Below are 10,537 nucleotides of genomic sequence, written 5' to 3'. Positions count from 1 at the left end.
GGGTCGGGTCGGCAGATAGGCTCCACCGTTAAACCTGATCATTCAATGTTTATTGCTCTGCCCCAAGCCATTCTTTTATTAAAGAAGAGCGAACTTTAACTACAAAGCCCGGAAAGGAATCAATTGATAATCAAAGAAAAAGCTGGAGGACAGAGATGAAAAGATTCAAATTATTGATTAATTGCTGCTTTTTTTAGAAAAACATTAATAAAAAAAAACTGTCTATATAAAAGAAAGATAAATAAAAAAGAAAGCAATCCAGCCAGATATTAAAAATAATAAACAGGGTTGCTAATTCTTTTTTTTCGAAGATAACAATAAAGATTGCATCCAAAAACAAAACAACAATACTGAATTACAAAAACAGGTTTTTGTTTAGACCAAAGAAAACTAATAACAGTCGTGATGGCCTGACTTATCCACAGGGATGAATAACAAAGAAATCCACAATTTTATTAACAAAATAGATTAAACCAAAAATGGAAATATAAAATCCAGGAAAATATGCGGTTAATAAGAAAGTGAATAATTTGTGGATATTATAAAGGCTTAATTCGCACTCCAACATGGCGTTGGTGCAAACATCGACATCAGCTCATCCAGACGCACCAGGCAGGCAGAATTCGGCCAGAAAATCGGTCAAGGACTGGGCAAAAAAGCTATATTTAAGGCAGCTACTGGCTTTGGCCCCCTGTGGATAAGCTCCAAGAGGGCCTGTTGTGGACGTGTTGTGGATGAAAGGGGGATAAGTCGCCTGTCTTTCAAGACCTCAAATTTTGTCCAGTTTCGATCCACCGACTCCCTCGGGGTGATACACAGGCAAAAGTGGTCTATAAGATGTTGAAATTAAAGAAAAATTCTCAGCTATGCCACTTATCCACAGACACTCATTATTCATTACCAGTTATATATATAGTTATTGTTAAATAAAGATCTCTTCACCCATGCCCAACTTTCTTGTACAGCCTTTACCTACTGGTTCTTTAGACATCATCGGTGATGTACATGGAGAGCTTCAGGCCTTGCAACAACTGATCCAAAACTTGGGTTACCAGGAAGATGGCTCTCACCCGGAGCAACGTAGCCTGATATTCGTTGGAGATTATTGTGATCGCGGTCCAAACAGCCCTGCTGTAATTGAGTACCTTAAGTCCTTGATAAATAATAATAAAGCAAAAGGAATATTAGGTAATCATGAAATCAATCTACTGATAGACGATGCAAAAGATGGTTCAGGCTGGTATTTTGATCAGCGATATCAGCCGGATTTAAAGAATTACTCCCCATTCAAGCGTGCAAAACCTCAAAATAGAGACGAAATCCGAAAGTTTTTAAGCTCACTACCCATTGCATTGGAAAGAAGTGACCTCAGAATTGTGCATGCCGCCTGGAATAATCCAGCTATTGATGCAATTCGATCGGTAAAAAGCGAAGATTTTCTTGATTTTTTCTTTGAATGCGAGCGTAAAGCTGATAATTATGCAGAAAAAAAAGGAATTCTGAATAAATATCTGGCTGCAAAACAGGAATGGAAAGAAAAAATTGAAGATCCAAAGGCCTTGATGCCGTTATTGCAGGCCTACATTGACTACGATTTGGTCAAAAATGACTTCAACCCCATCCGTTTACTGACTTCCGGAACCGAAGGCCCGGCGGATCGCCCATTTTTTGCTGGCAACCGTTGGCGTTTTTCCGACCGTACCCCTTGGTGGAACAGCTACCAGGACGATATTCCGGTCGTTTTTGGCCACTACTGGCGTCAGCTCTTTCCTCAACCAACAGCGAAAATGTCTAAATACTCCTTATTATTCAAGGATATAGATCCATTTTCCTGGCACGGCGCAAAGAAAAACACGTTTTGCGTGGACTTTTCCGTTGGAGCTCGTTGGCGCGATCGTCGCAAGGACCAGGCGCCTGAAGACTCGGCTTTTCACCTGGCTGCTTTGCGTTGGCCAGAGAAAATCATCATGACGGATACCGGTTTTACGCAGCCAACCCGCTAAATCCGTTTTTCTTCCTGCTGTTACAATTTTCTTTTCTGTGGATAAGCTCTAGGAAGGGCATTGTGAACAGGGTGTGGATACATAAGGCATAAGTAGGTACTTCTTTGTGGAGTCTAAAAGTTGTACCTAAACCATCCACCGGTAAGCGTTAGATCTATCCCCGAAAAAGAAACCGCTAAGCTCTTGTTTTATCATTGCTAAAGACACTTGTTCGACTTATCAACAGGCCTCCATCCAGTAATTTTAATAAAAGATTTAAGTGCTTGTTATGTAAGATAAGTTCAACTCCCTGCAGACCAGGCCCCTGCTCTTTGCAAGCCAAAAGTTCTCGACTAAGATGCAGTCCATGAACAAAAATCACGATCTCGCTCAACGCTGGCTTATGCGACTTTTGCATACAGAAATTTGAGCCGCAAAGACTGAAAGTTTATTTTCAGAACCGTGCAAGATCGACTTTGCTGTCACGCCTCTAGGGTTTCTTTCAACATGAGAAAAACTCAAGCAAAGGCCTTGATTGGCAAAAGAGGGGAGTTCTACCTGGACGACGTGTTTGGCCAAGAATTTGCTATGGCTTCGGGGATTGCTGAGCCTGAAACTTGTACTAGGTCAATCTTGTTTGAATTTTTGACTTATCCACATTTTGTGGGTAAAGCGTGTACTTGTGCCCGCACGGGTCTTATTTAGCCTGAAGCAGCTAGGTGAACTGTGTATTTTCACAGCTAAGCTGTGTTTGAAGAACGTGTAATGTTGAAATAAGTCCTTGTTTTATATCTATATTTTTTGTGGTTTTAGCTTTGAGGCGGATTTTTTTTCTGGCTGCCGGTCCTGAAACAGAGAAGCTGTAACGCTGGCTGGTTCTTCCTTTTATCAAAGGAAAAGAAGCGATAACTGGGCAAAAAATCAGGTTTACCCCCAAAGTTATCAACAGGATAGTATGGGGACGACAAATCGCCTGTTTCACGTTTGGCGTCTTGCGGGTTACAAGGTGCGGGTTTTGTGGTTCGCGGTTGGCGTTTTGAGGCCCAGCTAATGCGTGTTGTTTCGCATGGCTGTTATAGGGTTTCTGTAGCAGATATAGGCAGGATTACGACGACTGTACTTGTCCACAAAAATCAGGGTACAAAAAAACCGCCTGACGGCGGTTTGATGAAGGCAGAAAGCAAGGTGTTTAGACCTTTTTCAAGCGTTCAATGGCCTGATCCAAGGTGTTGGGCTGCTTGGCAAAGCAAAAACGCAGCAAACGATGGTTAGCCTGCTCAGAATTGGGATTCAGGTAGAAGGCAGAGACGGGAATCACGCCTACGCCGTAGTTCTGGTTCAAGTGCTTGGCGAAATCCAGTTCGGATAGCTCTGAAATGTTTTCATAGCTGGCCAGCAGGAAGAAAGTCCCTTCACTGGGCATAGGTGTAAAACGTGTGTTTTGTAGACCTTGGTGCAAATGATCGCGCTTTTCCTGATAAAAAGCGGGTAGGCTCTCCCAGGTAGCAGGGTCTTGCATATAGGTGGCTAGACCGGCCTGTAAGGGGCTGGGAACGGTAAAGACAGTGTATTGGTGGACCTTGCGGATTTCCGTGCTGAGACTGGCAGGAGCGCAGCAGTAGCCTACTTTCCAACCTGTAGCGTGGAAGGTCTTGCCAAAGGAAGAAACGATGACTGCTCGTTCTGCCAGGCTAGGCCGGGTAGCCAGACTGAGATGCTCTTTCTGATCAAAGGTCAGGTGTTCATAGACCTCATCGGACAAGATGATCAAGGAAGGATGCTTTTCTACAATCTGCTCCAAAGCGTCCAGATCCTGGGGCTGCAAGATGGTACAAGTCGGATTGTGCGGAAAGTTGATTACCAGCATACGGGTCTTGCTGGTGATGGCTTGCTCTACACGGTCCCAGTCGACGCGATAGTAGGGCACAGCTTCGCTAGGCGCTGTCATGGGGACGGCAACAGGTATACCTCCGGCCAGCTCGATGGCGGGGATATACAGGTCGTAGAAGGGCTCGATCACGACGACTTCATCGCCTGCATGCACAAAGGCTTGGAAACTGGCCATCAAGGCCTCAGTGGCGCCACTGGTAACGGTAATTTCCGTATCCACCTTGTAAAGGCGGCCATAACGAGCCTGCGTTTTGCTGGCAATAGCGGCTCGCAGGGCAGGGTAGCCCGCCATGGCAGGATACTGGTTGATGCCATCCAGCATGGCCTGGTGTACAGCCTCAATCAAAGCCGGATCCGGATTGAAATCTGGAAAGCCCTGGCCCAGGTTAATGGCTTTGTGCTCCAGGGCCAGTTGGCTCATGGTGGTAAAGATGGTGGTGCCCACAGAAGGGAGCTTGGATGTGATCTGCATGGGTCTACTGATATGAATAATAAAAATGCACCCGCGCTTCAGATTTGAGCAAACGGTTGGGTGGCGAAGTATCAGACAAATTCTTGTCGAAAATACCATAGATTCCACACGGATCTGTTGATCGTGGAACCAATCGCTCAGGACGGGTTTTTACATTGATATAGCTGCTGCCTATATAGGATTAGAGCGCCGCTTTTTCTGCTGTCCGTTTTTCTTCTCCAGCTACTTCGCTACGGATGCCTGTTGGAGCTGCGGGAATTTTTCAAGCGAACCTGTGTCTTAAACTCGGGCTCTTGATAAGACTCCAGGTTTCAAGGTGCTGCTGATTTTTCAAAGTATCTGTCGTCACAGGCAAGTTCTGCCCTGTCTGAGCGCGCTCTCTTTTTGCGCATAGGACATTTTTACCTGCAGCCAAAGTAGCCAGATTGAAAAATCGAAGCCTTATATTTTCTCCAGGCCAGCGGAAATTTCCTTATCGCCAGACTGTTGAGCGGTATTCCTGTTCATCAGGCTGTATTTCTTTTTATTGCTCTGTTATCCACAATTTTGCTCCCTGCTTAAGTCGATTTTATCCACCTGGGGCAGGGTACCCGCTTAGATAGCTGCTTTTAAGAGATTTAAGGGTGATAAGCGCGCCTTTTATGGCTTCCCTCCCTGGCGTATCATGGACAGGAAAAATCTTCGAAGGCGTGGCCTGCTCCCTGGATAGTTGCCTGGGGATAAAAAACGGCCTGTTTCTCCACAAAGTTATCCACAGTGGTATTTACGCAAAAAACTGTGTTCCACGTGGAACAGATATTGGTTCCATGTGTTTCATGTGGAACAACCGTCGCTGGTAATCGTATAATTGGTTTTTACTTTTTAGCTGTTCTGACATGATTTATCCCGAAGAGTTTGACGTTATTGTCATAGGCGGCGGACATGCTGGTACCGAAGCGGCTTTAGCGGCAGCTCGAACCGGCGTGTCTACCTTATTGCTAACCCATAATATGGATACCTTGGGGCAGATGTCCTGCAACCCTTCTATTGGGGGGATTGGAAAGGGGCATTTGGTCAAGGAAGTGGATGCGCTGGGCGGGGCAATGGCTTTGGCTACCGACCACGCTGGTATTCAATTCCGTACCCTGAATAGCTCCAAAGGGCCAGCCGTGCGCGCCACTCGTGCTCAGGCTGACCGTTCTTTGTACCGCAAGGCTATTCGCGAGGTTCTGCAGAATCAACCCAACTTGATGGTGTTTCAGCAATCAGTCGAAGACTTGATTGTGGAGGGTGATCGGGTAGTGGGTGCGGTCACCAAGATTGGTTTGGAGTTCAAAGCCAAATCTGTGGTTTTGACTGCAGGTACTTTTTTGAATGGTTTGGTTCATGTAGGCCTGAATAATTACTCGGCAGGTCGGGCAGGGGATCCACCCTCCATCAGCCTGGCGCATCGCTTGCGGGAACTGCAGTTGCCCCAAGGGCGATTGAAGACAGGAACCCCTCCGCGTATTGATGCCAATACTATCGATTTTTCCCGTCTGGAAGTTCAGCCCGGCGATAGTGATCCCATTCCGGTGTTCTCTTATATGGGCGATGTTTCCATGCATCCCCAACAGATGCCGTGCTGGATTACGCATACCAATGAGCGTACTCACGACATTATTCGCTCCGGTCTGGATCGCTCGCCCATGTATAGCGACCAGGGCACCATCGAGGGTATCGGCCCGCGTTACTGCCCGTCTATTGAAGACAAGATTCATCGCTTTGCAGACAAGAGCAGTCACCAGGTATTTTTGGAGCCAGAAGGCTTGAGCACGACCGAGATCTACCCGAACGGTGTCTCGACCAGCTTGCCTTTCGATATCCAATTGGCTATGGTGCGCAGCCTGCCAGGTTTGGAGAATGCTCGCATCATGCGTCCAGGCTACGCGATTGAGTACGATTATTTCGATCCTCGATCCCTGTATCCCACGCTGGAAACCAAACAGATTCGTGGCTTGTTCTTTGCCGGCCAGATCAATGGCACGACGGGTTACGAAGAAGCAGCTGCGCAGGGCTTGTTGGCCGGGGTGAATGCTGCCCGTTTGGCCCAAGAGAAAGAGCAGTGGTATCCACGCCGTAACGAGGCTTACCTGGGTGTGCTGGTAGACGATTTGATTACCCGTGGGGTGACTGAGCCTTATCGCATGTTTACCTCTCGCGCTGAGTATCGTTTGAGCCTGCGGGAAGACAATGCAGACCAGCGACTGACTGAAATCGGTCGTGATCTGGGCCTGGTGGACGATGCCCGTTGGGATCATTTCAATCGCAAGCGCGATGCGGTCGCACGTGAAATCGAGCGTTTGAAGGGTACCTGGGTGAACCCCCGCAACTTACCGGCCGAACAGGCAAACGCACTGTTAGGTAAAAATATCGAACGGGAGTATTCATTCTTCGATTTGCTCAAGCGCCCCGAAGTGGATTATGCAAAGCTGATGGCCGTGCTGAATGATCAAGGTACGCCGGTAGCAGGTCCCGGTCTGGAAGATCCGGTGCATATTGAGCAGGTGGAAATTCAGGTGAAGTATGCCGGCTATGTGGCGCGTCAGCAGGACGAGGTGACTCGTCAGGCAGCGTTGGAAGAGCAGGCCATTCCAGAGGATCTGGACTACGACGATATCAAAGGATTGTCGATTGAAGTGCGTCAGCGTTTGAAGGCTGCGAAGCCTTTGACCATTGGCCAGGCCGGACGTGTTCAGGGTGTGACACCTGCGGCGGTTTCTTTATTGTTGGTACACCTGAAGCGCAAGCAAAAAAACAAACAAACGGCATGAGCGATACTTTTTCAAAACGCCTGAATCAGGCCCTGCTGGATTTGGGCTTGGATCAGGACCCCGCCTTGGTGCGCAAGCTACTGGACTACATTAATCAGTTGCAGCGCTGGAACCGTACTTATAATCTGACCGCCCTGCGTGACCCAGATCAAATGCTGGTGCAACATATTTTTGATAGCCTGTCGATTGTCCGCCCGTTCCAGAACTATCTGGCCAGCAGCAATCACTCGGCGCAAGAATCGGTTCGGATTGTGGATGTAGGGTCAGGGGCTGGTTTGCCGGGTGTTGTTTTGGCAGCATCATGTTCCACGTGGAACATTACTTGCATTGATGCTGTTGAGAAAAAAATGGCATTTGTTCAACAAATGGTTGGGGTTTTGGCCTTGCCTAATTTGTCGGCAATGCATGTACGTGTAGAGCAGCAGGAACCCATGCAGGCAGATATTGTGGTTTCCCGAGCTTTTTCTTCGCTGCTTGATTTCGTAAATTTGGCAGGCAGGCATGTTCGCCCAGGTGGGCGCATTGCAGCTATGAAGGGTAAAGAACCTGATTTGGAAATAGCCGCATTGCAATCTGAAAGTAACTGGCAGGTCGAACGAATAGAATCATTAACCGTACCGGAGCTAGAGGCACAGCGTTGTCTAGTGTGGTTGGTGCAGCAAGGATAATCATGAGTAAAAACGACGAAAAATCTCCCCGTGCCTATGTGTTTTGTATCGCGAACCAAAAGGGCGGAGTAGGCAAGACGACCACTGCAATCAATTTGGCCGCTGCGCTTGCGGTACTGAAGAAAAAAGTTTTGTTGATTGACCTGGATCCCCAAGGCAATGCCACTATGGGTAGCGGCATCGATAAAAACAGCCTGTCTGGTAATTTGTACCAAGTGCTGATTGGTGATGAAAGTATTTCTAACGTAAAGATACATTCAGAAACAGGTGGCTATGACGTCTTGCCGTCCAATAGGGAGCTGTCGGGCGCCGAGATAGACCTGATCCAGATGCAAGAGCGCGAGCAACAACTCAAACAGGCACTGGCACAGGTACTGGATGATTATGATTTCGTGCTGATCGACTGCCCACCTACCTTGTCGCTGCTAACGCTCAATGGCCTGGCCAGCGCGCACGGGGTCATCATCCCCATGCAGTGCGAGTACTTTGCACTGGAAGGGCTGTCGGATCTGGTCAATACGGTTAAGCGGGTCTATCGCAATATCAACCCGGATTTGCAGTTGATTGGTTTGCTGCGAGTGATGTTTGATGGTCGTGTTACCTTGCAGCAGCAAGTCTCCAATCAGATCGAGACACACTTTGGCGATAAGGTGTTCAAGACGGTAGTGCCACGTAATGTGCGTTTGGCTGAAGCGCCAAGCCACGGTATGCCAGGTATTGTCTACGACAAGAACTCCCGGGGGGCCAGGGCCTATATGGACTTTGGCAAAGAGCTGATCAAGCGCTTGAAGAAAGAATCCCGTAGCGATAAGGCGTAAGGCACACAAGAATCAATAGGAATGTAAGCATGGCTACACGAAAACCAAAAGGTCTAGGTCGAGGCTTGGATGCCTTGCTCGGCGCGGACGCAGGCGCTATCGCAACCATAGGGAAAAAGGGCGAAGCGGCGGTGAGCGATGGCCCACCTTCCAACCTGCCCGTCAAACTGCTGAAGGCCGGGGTGTATCAGCCGCGTACTCGCATGGACGAGGGCGCCTTGAACGAGCTGGCCGAATCCATACGCGCACAAGGTGTGATGCAACCTATTTTGGTGCGTCCTCTGTCGGGCAAGGATAAGGGCAAATACGAGATCATCGCGGGTGAACGCCGTTTCCGTGCGTCGCAAATTGCCGGTCTGGAAGAAGTACCCGTCCTGGTGCGCGAAGTTGGCGACGAGAACGCCGCCATCATGGCGCTGATCGAGAACATTCAGCGTGAAGATCTGAATCCGCTGGAAGAGGCACAAGGTGTGAAACGTCTGCTGGACGAGTTCGGCCTGACCCACGAGCAGGCTGCTCAGGCGATTGGCCGCTCGCGCTCGACCACCAGCAACCTGTTGCGTCTGATTAACCTGGCAGAGCCTGTGCAGATCATGCTGCTGGCCGGCGACATCGATATGGGTCACGCTCGTGCCTTGCTGGCCGTGGATGCTGCCCGTCAGATCATGCTGGCCAACGAGGTGATTGCCCGCCGTCTGTCGGTACGTGAAACCGAGAAGCTGGTTGCCCGTGCCCTGCACGAGGATGACGAGCCTGCCAGCAAGCAGGCTCAGAGCAAGGCCAGCCGCAACGGTGATGTACAGCGCTTTGAAAAAGTGCTGTCCGACCATCTGGGTACCAAAGTGACTTTGAAGGTTGGTGCCAAGGACAAGGGGCAGTTGCAGATCGCTTTCCATGGCTGGGAACATCTGAATGCCTTGCTGGAAAAGCAGGGCCTGTCGTCCTTGCTGGAACAAACGGACGATTGAGCCAGGGCCGCGCCACGCAGAAAGCAATGCGATTGCTGTAGAAAAGCCGACCTGACGTCGGCTTTTTCTTTGCTATGAGCCGTGTTTTGCTAATGGTCTGCATCTTCTTGCAAAAAAGAAGCAGCAGGAAGGAGGAGAACTAGAAAAACTTCTGGAATGATGAACCTCCCTTTCCTGAGGCTGCTCGGCAATCCTCCTTTTTTTGGGGTAGTTCATGACGACATGTTTTTTAGATTGAGTGCTTGTGCTCAAGCCGGTAGAAAACAGCAGGATGAGAGCCTTAAGGAGGCGAGGGAGAGTGTAGGGAAGAAGCCTGAAAGCCGGATTAAAACGGAAAATCTGATTCCGTATCTTTTGCTTACAAAAATAGGCACTGAAAATAGGAAAAAATCTATGTGTTTACCCGCATTTCATCCTGTTTCCCAGGTTTTGAATTCATTCAAAAGCGGTATCCTGGGGGCCCAAAAACAGTGACAAAACCAGTAAGAAAAGCGCCCAAAATCAGGTTTTTTTAAAAAATTCATCGAATTATTCAGTTTTCTTCCCAAAAGGCTTGACGACCTCATAAAACATGTCCATAATTCGATTTTCGCTTCGGGTGGGATGTCCGAGTGGTTAAAGGAGGCAGACTGTAAATCTGTTGGCCCTGCGCCTACGTTGGTTCGAATCCAACTCCCACCACCAGCACTTTTCTAGAGTCAGCCAGCAAGGCGACTTTAGGAGAGGGTGAAGAAAAGTCTGCGGGTGTAGCTCAATGGTAGAGCAGAAGCCTTCCAAGCTTAAGACGAGGGTTCGATCCCCTTCACCCGCTCCAGGTTAAAAATCTTTGGCCACTCTGGGCTGAAGTTGAATGCCCATGTGGCTCAGTGGTAGAGCACTCCCTTGGTAAGGGAGAGGTCACGCGTTCGATCCGCGTCATGGGCACCACATCTCTCTTCTCTATATCG

At 48.6% G+C, this 10,537-nt stretch carries 8 protein-coding genes and 3 tRNA genes; 9 read left to right on the top strand and 2 right to left on the bottom strand.

Features of this window, described 5'->3' with window-relative positions; all coding sequences use genetic code 11:
• The first annotated feature begins 944 nt into the window (after positions 1-944).
• Positions 945-2,003 (top strand): metallophosphoesterase, encoded by a 1,059-nt coding sequence (locus tag KOE80_RS15585; RefSeq protein WP_226349474.1) that lies wholly within the window; start codon positions 945-947, stop codon positions 2,001-2,003.
• A 694-nt stretch (positions 2,004-2,697) separates the two neighbouring features.
• Here KOE80_RS15585 and KOE80_RS15580 read toward each other — a convergent pair.
• Positions 2,698-2,964 (bottom strand): hypothetical protein, encoded by a 267-nt coding sequence (locus KOE80_RS15580; RefSeq protein ID WP_226349473.1) that lies wholly within the window; start codon positions 2,962-2,964, stop codon positions 2,698-2,700.
• A gap of 207 nt (positions 2,965-3,171) precedes the next feature.
• Positions 3,172-4,344: a methionine aminotransferase gene (locus tag KOE80_RS15575; RefSeq protein ID WP_226349472.1), complete on the bottom strand. Its 1,173-nt coding sequence runs from the start codon at positions 4,342-4,344 to the stop codon at positions 3,172-3,174.
• An 875-nt stretch (positions 4,345-5,219) separates the two neighbouring features.
• On the opposite strand from KOE80_RS15575, the gene mnmG reads away from it, so the two are divergent.
• From mnmG to KOE80_RS15535, 8 genes are all read left to right on the top strand, one after another.
• The gene (mnmG, locus tag KOE80_RS15570; RefSeq protein WP_226349471.1) at positions 5,220-7,136 is read left to right on the top strand and encodes a tRNA uridine-5-carboxymethylaminomethyl(34) synthesis enzyme MnmG; all 1,917 of its coding nucleotides are present in this window, start codon (positions 5,220-5,222) and stop codon (positions 7,134-7,136) included.
• Positions 7,133-7,804 (top strand): 16S rRNA (guanine(527)-N(7))-methyltransferase RsmG, encoded by a 672-nt coding sequence (gene rsmG / locus KOE80_RS15565; RefSeq protein ID WP_226349470.1) that lies wholly within the window; start codon positions 7,133-7,135, stop codon positions 7,802-7,804. The genes mnmG and rsmG overlap by 4 nt, the downstream gene beginning before the upstream one ends.
• Before the next feature lie 2 nt (positions 7,805-7,806).
• Positions 7,807-8,622 carry a ParA family protein gene (locus KOE80_RS15560; RefSeq protein ID WP_042485203.1) on the top strand — a complete coding sequence of 272 codons (816 nt, stop codon included), beginning with the start codon at positions 7,807-7,809 and terminating at the stop codon, positions 8,620-8,622.
• A gap of 29 nt (positions 8,623-8,651) precedes the next feature.
• Positions 8,652-9,590, top strand: coding sequence for a ParB/RepB/Spo0J family partition protein (locus tag KOE80_RS15555; RefSeq protein ID WP_045930438.1), 939 nt, complete (start codon positions 8,652-8,654; stop codon positions 9,588-9,590).
• 156 nt (positions 9,591-9,746) lie between these two features.
• Complete coding sequence (locus tag KOE80_RS15550) at positions 9,747-10,064, top strand: hypothetical protein (RefSeq protein WP_226349469.1); 318 nt, start codon at positions 9,747-9,749, stop codon at positions 10,062-10,064.
• Between the two features lie 123 nt (positions 10,065-10,187).
• Positions 10,188-10,274: transfer RNA gene (locus KOE80_RS15545), tRNA-Tyr, on the top strand.
• Between the two features lie 56 nt (positions 10,275-10,330).
• Positions 10,331-10,404: transfer RNA gene (locus tag KOE80_RS15540), tRNA-Gly, on the top strand.
• Between the two features lie 38 nt (positions 10,405-10,442).
• Positions 10,443-10,517 (top strand) — tRNA-Thr (locus tag KOE80_RS15535).
• Positions 10,518-10,537: the final 20 nt, after the last annotated feature.

It is taken from the genome of Alcaligenes sp. 13f (assembly GCF_020496585.1).
Lineage (GTDB): Bacteria > Pseudomonadota > Gammaproteobacteria > Burkholderiales > Burkholderiaceae_B > Alcaligenes > Alcaligenes phenolicus.
The sequence above is the reverse complement of the archived record's forward strand: the minus strand, read 5'-3'. Positions and strand labels throughout refer to the sequence as shown.

What these genes read in the sequence shown, in the direction of transcription:
- KOE80_RS15585 (WP_226349474.1), top strand. Translation starts at nt 945, where the DNA reads ATGCCCAACTTTCTTGTACAGCCTTTACCTACTGGTTCTTTAGACATC.
- KOE80_RS15575 (WP_226349472.1), bottom strand. Translation starts at nt 4,344, where the DNA reads ATGCAGATCACATCCAAGCTCCCTTCTGTGGGCACCACCATCTTTACC.
- mnmG (WP_226349471.1), top strand. Translation starts at nt 5,220, where the DNA reads ATGATTTATCCCGAAGAGTTTGACGTTATTGTCATAGGCGGCGGACAT.
- rsmG (WP_226349470.1), top strand. Translation starts at nt 7,133, where the DNA reads ATGAGCGATACTTTTTCAAAACGCCTGAATCAGGCCCTGCTGGATTTG.
- KOE80_RS15560 (WP_042485203.1), top strand. Translation starts at nt 7,807, where the DNA reads ATGAGTAAAAACGACGAAAAATCTCCCCGTGCCTATGTGTTTTGTATC.
- KOE80_RS15555 (WP_045930438.1), top strand. Translation starts at nt 8,652, where the DNA reads ATGGCTACACGAAAACCAAAAGGTCTAGGTCGAGGCTTGGATGCCTTG.
- KOE80_RS15550 (WP_226349469.1), top strand. Translation starts at nt 9,747, where the DNA reads ATGATGAACCTCCCTTTCCTGAGGCTGCTCGGCAATCCTCCTTTTTTT.